Raw genomic sequence first — 14,759 nt, 5'->3', positions numbered from 1 at the left:
TGGCTTTAAGGCCATGTATCCTGCGGCCCGCCAAATGACCGGCCTAGACGGTTTGCCGCGAATTTATGCATTCAGGATCCCGGGCAATCGATTCGGGACCAGGAACATCAGAATTAGAAACGAGAGGAGCGAAACATGAACAAGTCCACCTTGGCCATCGCTGTGGCCGTTGGGGTTTTGACCCAGCAGGCAAGCGCCGCGGGTTTTATCGAAGACAGTAAGGCAACACTGGGGCTGCGTAACTTCTACATCAACACCGATTACCGTGACGGCACTGGCCCGAACAAAAACGAAGAATGGGGCCAAGGCTTCGATCTGCGTTTCATCTCCGGTTACACCCAAGGCACTGTCGGTTTTGGTGTGGATGCGATCGGCCTGTTGGGCGTCAAACTGGATTCCGGTGGAGGCACCAACGGCGCGAGCAACAACTCGTACGGCGGCACCGTGTTCCCGAGCAAGTCCAACGGCGAAGCGGTTGATGACTTCTCCAGCCTGGGTTTGACTGCCAAAGCCAAGATCTCCCAGACCGAACTGAAGCTGGGCACCCTGCAGCCAAAACTGCCGGTGATCGTGACCAACGACGGCCGCCTGCTGCCGCAAACCTGGCAGGGTGGCCAGATCACCTCCGGCGACATCAAGGATTTGACCCTGGTCGGTGGCCAGATCGAAGCCGTTAAAGGCCGTAACTCCAGCAACAATGAGCAGATGTCGATTTCGGGCGCGAACACTCGCGGCACCAAATTCCGCGACAGCAACAAGTTCATTTATGCCGGTGGCGACTACAAGATCACCAAGGACCTGACGGCCCAGTACTACTACGGCAACCTGGAAGAGTTCTACAAGCAACACTTCCTGGGTCTGGTGCATAACTGGGCCATCGGCCCTGGCGTGTTGAAGTCGGACTTCCGTTACTTCAACAGCTCCGACGACGGTGCCAACGGTCACGACCCTCTGTACTTCACCACTGGCAATTACAGTGGTGCAGCCAACGGTAAAGGCAAGGTCGACAACAACCTGTACAGCGGCCTGTTCCTGTACTCCGTTGCCGGTCACACCTTCGGCGCCGGTTACCAGGTCAGCAACGGCGACAGCGACTTCCCTTGGCTGAACCAGGGCGACGGTTCGTCGAACTACACCATCACCGACTCGCAAATCCAGAAGTTCGGCCGTGCCGGCGAACGCACCTGGCAGGCACGCTACGCGTATGACTTCGCCAAGGTCGGCGTACCTGGCCTGACGGCGGGTCTGGTGTACCTGCATGGCGACAATATCGATACAGTTAACGCCAAGGGTGGCGAGGCAGCCAATGGTGCTTCCGAGTGGGAGCGCGATCTGAGCGTGGCTTATGTCGTTCAGGAAGGTCCGCTAAAAAACCTGGGTCTGGCGTGGAAAAACGCTACCTGGCGCACCGACCTGCCGAACACGCGTTCGCAGGACGAAAACCGTGTGATCCTCAGCTACTCGATCCCGCTGTTGTAATAGCGCTCGCGTAACCGAGACAAAAAAAGCCCCGCCCGGTATTGCACCGGGCGGGGCTTTTACATTTTCAAGACGGGTTCACCCCCGTAATCCCGCCTTGAAGTTCCCTCTTTGCAGCAACTCAAGGCCTTCTCGAACCTTGGGGCGATGTTCGGCGGGTTGTGCGTGCGCGTCCAGTGAACAGATATTTAATATTTCTTTATGATCTAAATAAATCGATATTTATTCTTTTTAATAGATAAAAAACACAGGCACAGTTGAACCCATCAAGCACTCACAAGGAGCAGCACCATGGGTCTCAGACTTGGCGATATCGCCCCCGATTTCGAACAGAACTCCAGCGCCGGCATCATCCGTTTCCATCAGTGGCTGGGCGATAGCTGGGGCGTGCTGTTTTCCCATCCTGCGGATTTCACCCCGGTGTGCACCACGGAACTGGGCTTCACCGCCAGGCTCAAGGATGAGTTCGCCGCGCGCGGCGTCAAGGCCATCGCTTTGTCGGTGGACCCGGTGGAGTCGCACCACAGGTGGATCGAGGACATCAACGAAACCCAGGCCACCGTGGTCAACTTTCCGATCCTGGATGACGCCGACCGCAAGGTCTCGGACCTCTACGACCTGATCCATCCCAACGCCAACGACACCCTGACCGTGCGCAGTCTGTTCGTGATCGACCCGAACAAAAAGGTCCGGCTGACGATCACCTACCCGGCGAGCACCGGCCGCAACTTCAATGAAATCCTGCGGGTGATCGACTCGCTGCAACTCACCGACAACTACAAGGTGGCCACACCGGCCAACTGGCAGGACGGTGATGAGGTGGTGATCGTGCCGTCGCTCAAGGATGAGGATGAAATCAAACAGCGTTTTCCCAAGGGCTATCGGGCGGTCAAGCCTTACTTGCGCCTGACGCCGCAGCCGAACCGATAAGTCTTCAGCATTTTGGGCGCAACTGCGTACCCCTGTGGGAGCGAGCTTGCTCGCGATGGCGGCGGATCAGGCGCAACAGAATTCAAGATGTGTACTCACAAAGCAGGGGATTTTCAGGCCGTTTCGACGGCCTGTTTTTTTGCCTGGAAGAAACCGGTTTTCATATTTCTTTAACGAATAACCAAATGAATAAATATGATTTATGGATATATAAATCAGCTGTTAAGGTCACTCCATCGAAGCGAGATCGCAAGCCGCGAATCGCCAACACCGTGCAAGGAATCGTCTGAATGTTGGTTGTCTCACTCGGTGGCAGTCCCAGTCAGCGCTCTCGTTCCGGGGTGCTGCTGGATCGCTCCCAACGTTGGTTACAAGGGCAGGGCGTGGAAGTGGTGAGTTATCAGGTACGGGACTTCCCGGCCGAGGACTTGCTGCACGCACGCTTCGACAGCCCCAAGGTGGTTGACCTGTTGCAACAGATTGAAAACGCCGATGGCCTGCTGATCGCCACACCGGTTTACAAGGCATCGTTTTCCGGAGCACTGAAAGTCGTACTGGATCTGCTGCCCGAACGCGCCTTGAGCCACAAGGTGGTTCTGCCGATGGCCACTGGCGGCAGCATCGCTCACATGCTGGCGGTGGATTACGCGCTCAAGCCGGTGCTGTCGGCATTGAAGGCCCAGGAAATGCTTCAAGGGATTTTCGCCGTCGACAGTCAGATCGCCTACGGCGAAGGCAGCGCCCTGGCTCAGTTGGCGCCGGAGCTGGAACAACGACTGAATGAATCGCTGGAGCTGTTTTTCAGCGCCATGGCGCGACGGCCCAAGCCGCTTGATCCGAACCTGTTGAATGATCGTTTGTTGAGTGCTCGCTGGAGCATTTGAGCCTCACCGAAAAATTGAAGTACTGGCCTTACTCGCCCGCTAACGGGCAAGCAGGTGCAGCCAAAACCCAACTGCAAAAAGGAGAGCGCCATGCGCCCTGTCATTTTGCGTCGTGGTCTGGTCGCTCTGTTTGCTGCGGCCGCCTTCGGCGTTATTACTCAAGCTCAGGCGCTTTCTACCCAGGAAGGCGTATTACGAATCGGCTATCAGAAATACGGCACCCTGGTGCTGCTCAAAGCCAAAGGCACCCTGGAAAAACGCCTCGCCGCCCAAGGCGTGGACGTACAATGGACGGAATTCCCCGGTGGCCCGCAACTGCTCGAAGGCCTGAATGTCGGTTCCATCGACTTCGGCGTCACCGGTGAGACGCCGCCCGTGTTCGCTCAAGCGGCCGGTGCCGATTTGCTCTACGTCGCCTATGAACCGCCAGCGCCACACAGTGAGGCGATCCTGGTGCCGAAGGACTCGGCGATCAAATCGGTGGCGGACCTCAAGGGCAAGAAAGTCGTCCTGAACAAAGGCTCCAACGTGCACTACCTGCTGGTGCGTGCGCTGGAAGACGCCGGCCTCAAATACACCGACATCCAGACTGTATTCCTGCCGCCGGCCGATGCCCGCGCCGCGTTCGAGCGTGGCAGCGTCGACGCCTGGGTCATCTGGGATCCGTACCAGGCCGCCGCCGAACAACAGCTGCAAGCGCGCACCCTGCGCGATGGCCAGGGCATCGTCGACAACCATCAATTCTATCTCGCGACCAAACCTTATGCGCAGAAAAATCCCGAGGTGATCAAGACCCTGGTGGAAGAAGTGCGCGCGGTGGGCGAGTGGTCCAAGGCTAACCCGCAAGAGGTGACTCAACAGGTTTCACCGCTGCTCGGCCTGCCAGCAGACATCACCCTGACCTCAGTGAAACGCCAGGGCTATGGCGCGCTGTTCCTCACCCCGGAAGTGGTCGCGGCGCAGCAGAAAATCGCCGACAGCTTCTACCAGCTCAAGCTGATTCCCAAGCCGTTGAGCATCAAAGACGTGATCTGGACGCCGCCGGCCGTCGTGGCCAAAGCCCAATAATTCGATTCCCCAAGGAGACCACTCCATGAGCCTCAATATTTTCTGGTTCCTGCCTACCCACGGCGACGGCCATTACCTTGGCACCGCTGAAGGCGCACGCGCCGTCGATCACGGTTACTTGCAACAAGTCGCACAGGCAGCGGATCGCCTGGGTTTTGGCGGGGTACTGATCCCTACCGGTCGCTCCTGCGAAGACTCGTGGCTGGTGGCGGCATCGCTGATTCCTGTGACCCAGCGTTTGAAGTTCCTGGTTGCCCTGCGCCCCGGGATCATTTCCCCGACGGTGGCGGCGCGTCAGGCCGCGACCCTGGATCGACTGTCTGGTGGTCGTGCGTTGTTCAACCTGGTGACGGGCGGTGATCCGGAGGAATTGGCGGGTGATGGATTGTTCCTCAGCCACGAAGAGCGCTATCAGGCCTCGGTGGAATTCACCCGCATCTGGCGTCGGGTGCTGGAAGGCGAAACCGTCGATTACGACGGCCAGCACATCAGCGTGAAGGGCGCGAAATTGCTCTATCCGCCGATCCAGCAACCGCGTCCGCCGCTGTACTTCGGCGGATCCTCGGAAGCCGCCCAAGACCTGGCCGCCGAACAGGTGGAAATGGTCCTGACCTGGGGCGAACCACCGGCCGCCGTCGCGGAAAAAATCGAACAGGTCCGAGCCAAGGCCGCGAAGCTCGGACGCACCGTGCGCTTTGGCATTCGCCTGCACGTGATCGTGCGCGAAACCAACGATGAAGCCTGGAAAGCCGCGGATCGGCTGATCTCCCATCTCGACGACGAGACCATCGCTCGTGCCCAGGCTTCGCTGGCGCGTTTCGATTCGGTCGGTCAGCAACGCATGGCCGCATTGCATGGCGGCAACCGCGACAACCTGGAAGTCAGCCCTAACCTGTGGGCCGGCGTCGGTCTGGTGCGCGGCGGTGCCGGTACGGCGCTGGTGGGCGATGGTCCGACCGTGGCCGCCCGCGTGAAGGAGTACGCGGACCTGGGCATCGATACCTTCATCTTCTCCGGTTATCCACACCTGGAGGAGTCGTACCGGGTGGCCGAATTGCTGTTCCCGCACCTCGATGTCGAGCGTCCTGAACTGCCGAAGAGCGCCGGCTACGTCAGCCCGTTCGGCGAGATGGTCGCCAACGACATTCTGCCCAAAGCCGCGTCCCAGAGCTGAGGCGCGGTCATGAAGAAAATCATCCACAGCCTTGCGCCTTGGGCGTTGCCGGTGTTGCTGCTGGCGGTGTGGCAGTTGAGTGTGTCGGCGGGTTGGTTGTCGACACGGATCCTGCCAGCACCCATCGCCGTGATCGAGGCCGGGGTGAGCCTGGTGCGCAGCGGCGAAATCTGGACACACCTGGCGATCAGTGGCTGGCGTGCCGCGCTGGGCTTCACCATCGGTGGCAGCATCGGCCTGACGCTTGGCTTCATCACCGGCCTGTCAAAGTGGGGCGAGCGCCTGCTCGACAGTTCGGTGCAGATGATCCGCAACGTGCCGCACTTGGCGCTGATTCCGCTGGTGATCCTGTGGTTCGGTATCGACGAGTCGGCGAAGATTTTCCTGGTGGCGCTGGGCACGTTGTTCCCTATCTACCTCAACACCTATCACGGCATCCGTAACGTCGACCCGGCGCTGGTGGAGATGTCGCGCAGTTACGGCTTGTCCGGTTTCGGTCTGTTCTGGCAGGTGATTCTGCCGGGGGCGCTGCCTTCGATTCTAGTCGGTGTGCGCTTCGCCCTGGGCTTCATGTGGCTGACATTGATCGTGGCGGAAACCATCTCCGCGAGTTCCGGCATCGGCTATCTGGCGATGAATGCCCGGGAGTTCTTGCAGACCGACGTGGTGGTGCTGGCGATTCTGTTGTACGCGGTGCTCGGCAAACTGGCCGACCTCGCGGCCCGTGGGCTTGAGCGTGTGTGGCTGCGCTGGCACCCGGCGTATCAGGTTGCCAAGGGAGGTGCGGCATGATCGCGGAACAACCTCCACGCCTGCTGCGCGGTATTCCGCTGGCGGTGCGCAAGCTGCAAAAAACCTTTGGCTCGCGGCAGGTGCTGCGTGAGATCGACCTGCACATTCCGGCGGGCCAGTTTGTCGCCGTGGTCGGTCGTAGCGGCTGCGGCAAAAGTACCTTGCTGCGCTTGCTCGCCGGCCTCGATCAACCAACTGGCGGTGAGTTGCTCGCCGGTGCCGCGCCATTGAGTGACGCGCGGGAGGACACGCGGCTGATGTTCCAGGAAGCGCGTTTGCTGCCTTGGAAAAAGATCATCGACAACGTCGGCCTGGGCCTCAAGGGCAACTGGCGGCCGCAAGCGCTTGAAGCCTTGGAAGCGGTGGGCCTGGCCGATCGCGCCCACGAGTGGCCGGCCGCGCTGTCCGGTGGACAGAAGCAACGCGTGGCTTTGGCCCGTGCGTTGATTCATCAGCCGCGCCTGCTGTTGCTCGATGAACCCTTGGGGGCGCTGGATGCCCTGACCCGAATTGAAATGCAGCAACTGATCGAACGGCTCTGGCAACAGCACGGTTTCACGGTGTTGCTGGTGACCCATGACGTCAGTGAAGCGGTGGCGATTGCCGATCGGGTGATCCTGATCGAAGACGGCGAAGTCGGCCTCGACCTGCACGTGGAACTGCCGCGCCCTCGCGTTCGTGGCTCCCATCGGTTGGCGGCGCTGGAAACCGAAGTCCTCAATCGCGTGCTGGCGCTGCCCGGCCAACCGCCGGAACCGGAACCTGTTTCACCCTTGCCTACGCAATTGCGCTGGGCTCAATAACTCAAGTCTTACCTAACGACAGGAATCAACATCATGACAATCAAGGCCATCAACGTTCGCAACCAGTTCAAAGGCTCCATCAAGGAAATCGTCCTCGGCGACGTGCTCTCGGAAATCGACGTGCAAACCGCGTCCGGCATCGTCACTTCGGTGATCACCACACGCTCGGTGAAAGAGCTGGAACTGGCGGTCGGCAGTGAAGTGATCGCGTTTGTGAAATCCACCGAGGTGTCGATCGCCAAGTTGTAAGCCGTGTGCGTAAACAACAACCCCGGAGGGTGTGAGCCCTTCGGGGTTTTTCAGGTCAGGGCTTGGGGACGCAGCGCCAACCTGCCACGGGTACATAGGTGCCGAGTGATGACAGCACGCGCGGGTCGCTGAATAGCTCGCCGGCAGTTGGGTCGATGTCTGCTGCCAGCAATGGCTGGCCGGTTTGCCCGGGCAATGTGGAATAGTCGATCTGCCACGGGGTTTGCCCGCCATGGTGACGGCCAAAGGACAGTTCAGTCGTGAGCAGTTCGTGTGCTGCCGCAGCGTTCATGTGATCACGCAGATGACCGCCGGGTGCCAGCGCAACAACCCGGCTGGCGGCGAGCAGAAAGTAATCGCCGGCCAGCACCAGGCAGGCAACCCGCATGGGATCATCGACCGCCTGCAACCACTGACCGCGACAGGTGCCGCGAGAGTCGGGCAGTCGCTCCCAGATTTCGTAGTAGGCATCGTCCAGGGCGGTTTCGATCAGGCGCTCGCTGGTTTCAAAGTGCATGCGCCCGATGTCCTGCTCGGCGCTGGCAGGTTGGTAGTCGAGTTTGCGATGCCATTGGCAAATGTCACCTTCGACCTCGGTCACACCGGCGAAGCCCTTTTGCTCGCTCAAGGTCAACAGGTCCGCGTGATTCAGCTGTTCCAGGGGCTGCGCCGGGAGCGCGGCCGGCGGGATGCGCAGGTCGGCAAACAGACGTGGGGTTTGCAGCCAGTACACCGCCGTTTCACTGTCGGTGCGCCCGCACTGGAAGACGATCAGGCGTCGTTTCCACACGCCAAGGTAGTTGTCGGGTACGTGCGCCATGAACAGAACACCTCGTTGCGTTATACGTCGCGCCTGGCCAAGTACGGCGGCAGGTACAGACCCAGATAAGCATCAAACACGCGCATGCCTTCTTCGGCCATGCGTGGCGTGATCTGCCCGTGTTGTTGCACCGAGCGTGCGTAGACGCGGTCGCCGAGTTCCATGGCCAGGGCAAACACGTCGACATCACTCGGCAATGTCGGCAGTTCGAAGTGATGGTCGAACAGCTTGTGCATCAGGTCGCCCAGTTCGATGTCGTGCTGGCGGTCGGCCTGGGTGACTTCGGTCAGGCCGTGTTGGGCCAGAATGAGTTGGCGGGCGGCGGCGTCCTCTGCGTAGATGTCGAGCATACGTTGTTCCACCAGTCGCGACAGATCGCGCCAGCCATTCAAGGCGAGGTGATCGATGGGGGCTTGCAGGCAGGCGCGGAAGGCGGCGTGGACATCGGCGGTCAGGGCTTCGAGCAGGGCAGGCACGCTGGCGAAGAAGTGGTAGACCGAGGACGGCGGAATCTCCGCGCGCTCGGCGACGCTGTAGATCGACAGACTGGCCACACCCTCGGCGGCCAACAACGTGCGGGCCGCATCGAGTATCGAATCGATCCGGGCCTGGCTGCGTGCGCGGGGTTTGCGGGGGGTGGCTACGCGTGTCATGTAAGTCTCCTGCGGGGCAGCGGGCATTGTACGAGGCAGGTGGCACCTTGTCTGTATGGGCTCCGCTACCCCGCCCGGCGATCAAAACCGCTTAGCCACCGACGTGTACACTCCGGCCGTTCAAGGGTTGAACCGGGCGTGCATTCATTGGATACAGCGCCTGGAACGCCTCCAATTGCGCTCGCGACAGTTGCACCGCAGTGGTCAGCACATTCCAGCGCACGCCTTCGGTACAAGGGGGGGTTGTCAGGGAGCCCATGTAGAAATAGGCGTTGAGGTTCGCAGGTAGTAGTTGTGCAACGTTTACCGTGTCCAGATGCGCACTACCGCCCGTGTGCTTTGGCATGGCTGCCAGGATTGGCTCCAGGGTCGGATTGTGTGCACCCTCTTCAAACAGCAAGGCCACCACGGCCAGTTCGCCTGCAGAGTTGCGGTGAACCAGATGCGCGTCCAGAGGATAGGTGCGCCCCTGGATCATTTCTTCACTTGGCGTATGAAAATGTATTTGCACGAATGAGTAGTGACCGGAGTCCAGGGTGATACCTCCGGCGTCGACCGGCGTTACCTGAATTGTATGGCCGTTGTTCGACACTGTGGCTTTGCTTGGCTGATAAGTAACGTTCAGGGTCTTAAAGTCAGTATTGATCGCGTCACGAATATCGATAGGCGACTGTGTCTTACCCGATGAGCAGAGACTGTACTCGCTTTTCAGTTCACCCCAGTTTTGTGGACCGGTGGGGGCGGAATAGCTCCATGCGGCCGTGTCACCGGCTGCTGCCAAGGCAGTCGAGCACAAACCGGCGACAATCAGAGTGATGGTTGCGCCCAATAGTTGTTTTTTCATAGTCGTTCTCATACGCGGGTAGGAAAACGGGAAGAATCCCGGCATCCGGAGTGTGAGGTTGTGGTCAGGGTGCAGATGTAGTCAGTGTCTGGCGAATCCGTAGGAATTTTCCTTGGTTCTGCTAACAAGCATTTCATAACAAATGGCGAGCAAAAAAAACGCCGCCGGCTGTGAGGCCGGCGGCGTTTTTTACTGCAACCGCTTACACGGTATGCAGGTACCAGTTGTACTCGAGGTCGGAGATGGAGTGTTCGAACTCCTCCAGCTCGCTCTCTTTACAGGCCACGAAAATATCGATGTATTTCGGATCGATGTACTTGGCCATGACTTCGCTGTCGTCCAGCTCGCGCAGTGCATCACGCAGGTTGTTCGGCAGGCTCTGCTCGTTCTGCTCGTAGCTGTTGCCTTCGACCGGGGCGCCAGGCTCGATCTTGTTGGTCAGGCCGTGGTGCACGCCCGCCAAAACCGAAGCCATCAGCAGGTACGGGTTGGCATCGGCGCCGGCTACACGATGCTCGATGCGCACGGCATCGGCAGAACCGGTCGGGACGCGAATCGCTACGGTACGGTTGTCCAGGCCCCAGCACGGCGAGTTCGGCACGTAGAACTGTGCGCCGAAACGACGGTACGAGTTGACGTTCGGGCAGAGGAAGGCCATCTGCGCCGGTAGGGTCTCGAGCACACCGCCGATCGCGTGACGCAGTGCGGCGTTCTGCTCGGGATCCTCACTGGCAAAAATGTTCTTGCCGTCTTTGTCGAGAATCGAGATGTGGACGTGCAGACCATTACCCGCCTGGCCTGGGTAAGGCTTGGCCATGAAGGTGGTGTCCATTTCATGGTCGTAGGCGATGTTCTTGATCAGGCGCTTGAGCAGGACCGCATAGTCGCAGGCCTTGATCGGGTCAGCCACGTGGTGCAGGTTCACTTCGAACTGCGCCGGGGCACTTTCCTTGACGATGGCGTCGGCCGGAATGCCTTGCTCTTTTGCACCCTCCAGAATGTCCTGGAGGCAGTCGACGTATTCGTCGAGGTCGTCGATCAGGTAGACCTGTGTCGAGTGCGGACGTTTGCCGGAAACCGGCGAGCGAGGTGGTTGCGGACGACCGTTCACGTTCTCCTGGTCGATCAGGTAGAACTCCAGTTCGAACGCGGCGCAGATGGTCAGGCCCATTTCGTCGAACTTGCGCACCACATTGGCCAGCACTTCACGCGGGTCGGCGAAGAATGGCTCGCCTTCGAGTTCGTGCATGGTCATCAACAGTTGCGCGGTCGGGCGCTTCTGCCATGGCTCGTTGCATAGGGTATCGGGGATTGGATAGCAGATTCGGTCAGCATCACCGATGTCCAGGCCCAGGCCGGTGCTTTCCACCGTCGAGCCATTGATATCCAGAGCAAATAAAGAGGCCGGCAGGTTGATGCCTTTCTCGTAAACCTTGTGGAGGCTGGTGCGTTCAATGCGCTTGCCGCGCACCACACCATTCATATCCGCAATCAGAAGGTCAACGTACAGAACCTCAGGATGTTCCTTAAGGAACGCGTTCGCTTCGTTAAGCTGAACGGCACGCGGGGGTACCGACATGATGCAACACCTTTGTTGTTAAAAATATCAATCATTGATCTTTTCAGATTCCAGTCAACCCGAACGGCATGCCGAAGTCAAGCGAGGCCTTTTTTGCCCTAAAAAAGCACTCGTGTGGCTTTTTTGAGGCACTTTGGGGCGTTTTTATGCCCTTGGCCTCTATGGCGCCCGCAGGCTTGAGCGGGCCGTGTTGTATTTTTTACGGGGGTGTTGTGTAAAAAAATGAACAAGGCTAAGCTCGAATCAAACCCATAACAGCAATAATACCGGGGTGCTTCATGTCTCGCCTGCCGATAATCGGCGTCACCGACTGCTCAAGACAGGTCGGTCGGCATGTTTATCACAACAGTGATGACACGTCCGTCCGTTCCGTGGCCTCAGCGGTTCCGGTGATCCTCCCATCCGTGACGGTTCGACCGTCCCCGTCCGATATTCTGGACGGTCGCGATGGCACCCCCATTACGGTTACTCCATTCAATATAGAACCGATTCACAATAGCGGCTTGACCATCGTTCAGGGCACCGCTCGCGATTCTGCACGCCCGGCCTCTGCAGCCGTGTTGGCAAGCACGATCATTTGCCGCGCAAACGCTCTACAACGCGACGCCGATGCGTCAAACAACGCCTGACCTTAAAAAGGTCAGACAACTCAAGCCTAGAGGCATTTATGAGTAACAACCTCGACCAGCTCACCGATTGGTTGAAAAACCACAAGATCACAGAAGTCGAATGCATGATCGCCGACTTGACCGGGATTACCCGGGGCAAGATTTCGCCGACCAACAAATTCATCGCCGAAAAAGGCATGCGCCTGCCAGAAAGCGTTCTGTTGCAGACCGTGACCGGCGATTACGTCGAAGACGACATCTATTACGAACTGCTCGACCCGGCCGACATCGACATGATCTGCCGTCCCGACCAGGGCGCGGTGTACCTGGTGCCGTGGGCCATCGAGCCGACCGCCATCGTCATCCACGATACCTACGACAAGCAAGGCAACCCGATCGAGCTGTCGCCGCGTAACGTGCTCAAGAAAGTCCTGAAACTCTATACCGAAAAAGGCTGGCAGCCGATCGTGGCGCCGGAAATGGAGTTTTACCTGACCAAGCGCAGTGACGACCCGGACTACCCGCTGCAACCGCCAATCGGCCGCTCCGGTCGCCCGGAAATCGGTCGCCAGTCGTTCTCCATTGAAGCGGCGAACGAATTCGATCCGCTGTTCGAAGACGTCTACGACTGGTGCGAATTGCAGGACCTGGACCTCGATACGCTGATCCACGAGGACGGCACGGCGCAGATGGAAATCAACTTCCGTCACGGCGATGCCCTGTCCCTGGCCGACCAGATCCTGGTGTTCAAACGCACCATGCGCGAAGCCGCGCTCAAGCACAACGTGGCCGCGACCTTCATGGCCAAACCGATGACCGGCGAGCCGGGCAGCGCCATGCACTTGCACCAGAGCATCATCGACATCGAGACCGGCAAGAACATCTTCTCTAATGAAGACGGGACCATGAGCCAGTTGTTCCTGCACCACATCGGTGGTCTGCAGAAACTCATTCCCGAGCTGTTGCCGCTGTTCGCACCCAACGTCAACTCGTTCCGCCGCTTCCTGCCGGATACCTCGGCGCCGGTGAACGTGGAGTGGGGCGAAGAGAACCGCACCGTGGGCCTGCGTGTGCCGGATGCGGGGCCGCAAAACCGTCGGGTGGAAAACCGCCTGCCGGGCGCCGATGCCAACCCGTACCTGGCGATTGCCGCGAGCCTGCTCTGCGGTTACATCGGCATGGTCGAAGGCCTGAACCCGAGTGCGCCGGTGGTAGGGCGTGGCTATGAACGCCGCAACCTGCGCCTGCCGCTGACCATCGAAGACGCGCTGGAGCGTATGGAAAACAGCGCGACCATCGAGCGTTATCTGGGCAAAAATTTCATCACTGGCTACGTTGCGGTCAAGCGGGCCGAGCATGAAAACTTCAAGCGCGTGATCAGTTCGTGGGAAAGGGAATTCCTGCTCTTTGCCGTCTGATACGCCGGGCGCCGCCGCAGTCGAGCGGCGCCTTCACCTGATTTTTTTAGGAGATTCGTATGACCAGCAACAATCCGCAAACCCGTGAATGGCAAATCCTGAGCAATGACCACCACCTGGCTCCGTTCAGCGACTTCAAGCAGCTGAAAGAGAAAGGCCCACGGATCATCACCAACGCCAAGGGTGTTTACCTCTGGGACAGCGAAGGCAACAAGATCCTCGACGGTATGGCCGGCCTGTGGTGTGTCGCGATTGGTTATGGTCGCGATGAACTGGCCGACGCCGCCAGTAAACAGATGCGCGAACTGCCTTACTACAACCTATTCTTCCAGACTGCGCATCCGCCGGTACTGGAGCTGGCCAAGGCTATCGCCGACATCGCGCCAGAAGGCATGAACCATGTGTTCTTCACCGGTTCCGGCTCTGAAGGCAACGACACCATGCTGCGCATGGTTCGTCACTACTGGGCGATCAAGGGCCAGCCGAAGAAGAAAGTCATCATCAGCCGCAAGAACGGCTATCACGGTTCCACCGTGGCCGGCGCGAGCCTGGGCGGCATGACCTACATGCACGAACAGGGCGACTTGCCGATCCCGGGCATCGTCCACATTGCCCAGCCGTACTGGTTCGCCGAAGGCGGCGACATGACCCCGGAAGAATTCGGTATCTGGGCGGCCAACCAGTTGGAAGAAAAGATTCTGGAAGTCGGCGTCGACAACGTCGGTGCCTTTATTGCCGAGCCGATCCAGGGTGCCGGTGGCGTGATCATTCCGCCAGAGACCTACTGGCCGCGCATCAAGGAAATCCTCGCCAAGTACGACATCCTGTTCGTGGCTGACGAAGTGATTTGCGGTTTCGGGCGTACCGGCGAGTGGTTCGGTGCCGATTTCTACGACCTCAAGCCAGACATGATGACCATCGCCAAGGGCCTGACCTCAGGCTACATCCCGATGGGCGGTCTGATCGTGCGTGATGAAGTGGTGGACGTGCTCAATGAGGGCGGCGACTTCAACCACGGCTTTACCTACTCCGGTCACCCGGTAGCCGCCGCGGTAGCGCTGGAAAACATCCGCATCCTGCGCGACGAGAAAATTATCGAGCGCGTTCATGCAGAAACGGCACCGTATTTGCAAAAGCGTCTGCGGGAACTCAACGATCACCCGCTGGTGGGTGAAGTTCGTGGGGTCGGGTTGCTGGGGGCCATTGAACTGGTCCAGGACAAGGCCACGCGCAAGCGTTACGAGGGCAAGGGCGTCGGCATGATCTGCCGCCAGTTCTGCTTCGACAACGGCCTGATCATGCGCGCCGTCGGCGACACCATGATCATCGCTCCGCCACTGGTGATTACACCGGCGGAAATCGATGAGCTGGTGACCAAGGCTCGCAAGTGTCTTGACCTGACCCTGAGTGCATTGCAGGGCTAAGTGCTAGGCTCTGAGCGGAAGTCCAAAGTTCTGC

Annotated in this window: 14 protein-coding genes; 10 read left to right on the top strand and 4 right to left on the bottom strand. The window is 59.2% G+C overall.

Features of this window, described 5'->3' with window-relative positions:
- Nucleotides 1-135 precede the first annotated feature (135 nt).
- The 8 genes from AC3ITY_RS31360 to AC3ITY_RS31325 all read left to right on the top strand — a co-directional run bounded on the left by AC3ITY_RS31360 (nucleotide 136) and on the right by AC3ITY_RS31325 (nucleotide 7,379).
- Nucleotides 136-1,479, top strand: coding sequence for an OprD family porin (locus AC3ITY_RS31360; protein ID WP_489306732.1), 1,344 nt, complete (start codon nucleotides 136-138; stop codon nucleotides 1,477-1,479).
- A gap of 291 nt (nucleotides 1,480-1,770) precedes the next feature.
- Nucleotides 1,771-2,409 carry a peroxiredoxin gene (locus tag AC3ITY_RS31355; RefSeq protein WP_110662330.1) on the top strand — a complete coding sequence of 213 codons (639 nt, stop codon included), beginning with the start codon at nucleotides 1,771-1,773 and terminating at the stop codon, nucleotides 2,407-2,409.
- Nucleotides 2,410-2,699: 290 nt separating this feature from the next.
- Complete coding sequence (gene ssuE / locus AC3ITY_RS31350; protein WP_150755033.1) at nucleotides 2,700-3,293, top strand: NADPH-dependent FMN reductase; 594 nt, start codon at nucleotides 2,700-2,702, stop codon at nucleotides 3,291-3,293.
- Between the two features lie 90 nt (nucleotides 3,294-3,383).
- The gene (locus AC3ITY_RS31345) at nucleotides 3,384-4,361 is read left to right on the top strand and encodes a sulfonate ABC transporter substrate-binding protein (RefSeq protein ID WP_489306730.1); all 978 of its coding nucleotides are present in this window, start codon (nucleotides 3,384-3,386) and stop codon (nucleotides 4,359-4,361) included.
- A gap of 25 nt (nucleotides 4,362-4,386) precedes the next feature.
- Nucleotides 4,387-5,535 carry an FMNH2-dependent alkanesulfonate monooxygenase gene (ssuD, locus tag AC3ITY_RS31340; RefSeq protein ID WP_090452041.1) on the top strand — a complete coding sequence of 383 codons (1,149 nt, stop codon included), beginning with the start codon at nucleotides 4,387-4,389 and terminating at the stop codon, nucleotides 5,533-5,535.
- Between the two features lie 9 nt (nucleotides 5,536-5,544).
- Nucleotides 5,545-6,327, top strand: coding sequence for an aliphatic sulfonate ABC transporter permease SsuC (gene ssuC / locus AC3ITY_RS31335; RefSeq protein WP_489306729.1), 783 nt, complete (start codon nucleotides 5,545-5,547; stop codon nucleotides 6,325-6,327).
- The gene (gene ssuB / locus AC3ITY_RS31330) at nucleotides 6,324-7,130 is read left to right on the top strand and encodes an aliphatic sulfonates ABC transporter ATP-binding protein (protein WP_046039105.1); all 807 of its coding nucleotides are present in this window, start codon (nucleotides 6,324-6,326) and stop codon (nucleotides 7,128-7,130) included. Before ssuC ends, ssuB begins: the two co-directional genes overlap by 4 nt.
- 33 nt (nucleotides 7,131-7,163) lie before the next feature.
- Nucleotides 7,164-7,379 (top strand): TOBE domain-containing protein, encoded by a 216-nt coding sequence (locus AC3ITY_RS31325; RefSeq protein WP_007967989.1) that lies wholly within the window; start codon nucleotides 7,164-7,166, stop codon nucleotides 7,377-7,379.
- A gap of 55 nt (nucleotides 7,380-7,434) precedes the next feature.
- Here the strand turns inward: AC3ITY_RS31325 and AC3ITY_RS31320 are convergent, their stop codons facing one another.
- The 4 genes from AC3ITY_RS31320 to AC3ITY_RS31305 all read right to left on the bottom strand — a co-directional run bounded on the left by AC3ITY_RS31320 (nucleotide 7,435) and on the right by AC3ITY_RS31305 (nucleotide 11,275).
- Entirely contained in the window at nucleotides 7,435-8,199 is a 765-nt protein-coding gene (locus AC3ITY_RS31320) for a hypothetical protein (RefSeq protein WP_489306727.1), read from the bottom strand.
- Nucleotides 8,200-8,219: 20 nt separating this feature from the next.
- On the bottom strand, nucleotides 8,220-8,852 hold the full coding sequence (locus AC3ITY_RS31315; protein ID WP_489306726.1) for a TetR/AcrR family transcriptional regulator: 633 nt from the start codon (nucleotides 8,850-8,852) through the stop codon (nucleotides 8,220-8,222).
- A gap of 91 nt (nucleotides 8,853-8,943) precedes the next feature.
- Entirely contained in the window at nucleotides 8,944-9,696 is a 753-nt protein-coding gene (locus AC3ITY_RS31310; protein ID WP_489306725.1) for a carbonic anhydrase, read from the bottom strand.
- A gap of 202 nt (nucleotides 9,697-9,898) precedes the next feature.
- Nucleotides 9,899-11,275 carry a glutamine synthetase family protein gene (locus AC3ITY_RS31305; protein WP_053163627.1) on the bottom strand — a complete coding sequence of 459 codons (1,377 nt, stop codon included), beginning with the start codon at nucleotides 11,273-11,275 and terminating at the stop codon, nucleotides 9,899-9,901.
- 667 nt (nucleotides 11,276-11,942) lie between these two features.
- Between AC3ITY_RS31305 and AC3ITY_RS31300 the strand changes: the two genes are divergently transcribed.
- Nucleotides 11,943-13,301 (top strand): glutamine synthetase family protein, encoded by a 1,359-nt coding sequence (locus tag AC3ITY_RS31300; protein WP_489306724.1) that lies wholly within the window; start codon nucleotides 11,943-11,945, stop codon nucleotides 13,299-13,301.
- Between the two features lie 59 nt (nucleotides 13,302-13,360).
- Entirely contained in the window at nucleotides 13,361-14,725 is a 1,365-nt protein-coding gene (locus AC3ITY_RS31295) for an aspartate aminotransferase family protein (protein WP_489306723.1), read from the top strand.
- Nucleotides 14,726-14,759: the final 34 nt, after the last annotated feature.

This window comes from Pseudomonas sp. GL_091 (assembly GCF_057837725.1).
The sequence above is the reverse complement of the archived record's forward strand: the minus strand, read 5'-3'. Positions and strand labels throughout refer to the sequence as shown.

Excerpts from the sequence above, each read along its gene's own strand:
- AC3ITY_RS31360 (WP_489306732.1), top strand. The coding sequence starts at position 136 with ATGAACAAGTCCACCTTGGCCATCGCTGTGGCCGTTGGGGTTTTGACC.
- AC3ITY_RS31355 (WP_110662330.1), top strand. The coding sequence starts at position 1,771 with ATGGGTCTCAGACTTGGCGATATCGCCCCCGATTTCGAACAGAACTCC.
- ssuE (WP_150755033.1), top strand. The coding sequence starts at position 2,700 with ATGTTGGTTGTCTCACTCGGTGGCAGTCCCAGTCAGCGCTCTCGTTCC.
- AC3ITY_RS31345 (WP_489306730.1), top strand. The coding sequence starts at position 3,384 with ATGCGCCCTGTCATTTTGCGTCGTGGTCTGGTCGCTCTGTTTGCTGCG.
- ssuD (WP_090452041.1), top strand. The coding sequence starts at position 4,387 with ATGAGCCTCAATATTTTCTGGTTCCTGCCTACCCACGGCGACGGCCAT.
- ssuC (WP_489306729.1), top strand. The coding sequence starts at position 5,545 with ATGAAGAAAATCATCCACAGCCTTGCGCCTTGGGCGTTGCCGGTGTTG.
- ssuB (WP_046039105.1), top strand. The coding sequence starts at position 6,324 with ATGATCGCGGAACAACCTCCACGCCTGCTGCGCGGTATTCCGCTGGCG.
- AC3ITY_RS31325 (WP_007967989.1), top strand. The coding sequence starts at position 7,164 with ATGACAATCAAGGCCATCAACGTTCGCAACCAGTTCAAAGGCTCCATC.
- AC3ITY_RS31320 (WP_489306727.1), bottom strand. The coding sequence starts at position 8,199 with ATGGCGCACGTACCCGACAACTACCTTGGCGTGTGGAAACGACGCCTG.
- AC3ITY_RS31315 (WP_489306726.1), bottom strand. The coding sequence starts at position 8,852 with ATGACACGCGTAGCCACCCCCCGCAAACCCCGCGCACGCAGCCAGGCC.
- AC3ITY_RS31310 (WP_489306725.1), bottom strand. The coding sequence starts at position 9,696 with ATGAAAAAACAACTATTGGGCGCAACCATCACTCTGATTGTCGCCGGT.
- AC3ITY_RS31305 (WP_053163627.1), bottom strand. The coding sequence starts at position 11,275 with ATGTCGGTACCCCCGCGTGCCGTTCAGCTTAACGAAGCGAACGCGTTC.
- AC3ITY_RS31300 (WP_489306724.1), top strand. The coding sequence starts at position 11,943 with ATGAGTAACAACCTCGACCAGCTCACCGATTGGTTGAAAAACCACAAG.
- AC3ITY_RS31295 (WP_489306723.1), top strand. The coding sequence starts at position 13,361 with ATGACCAGCAACAATCCGCAAACCCGTGAATGGCAAATCCTGAGCAAT.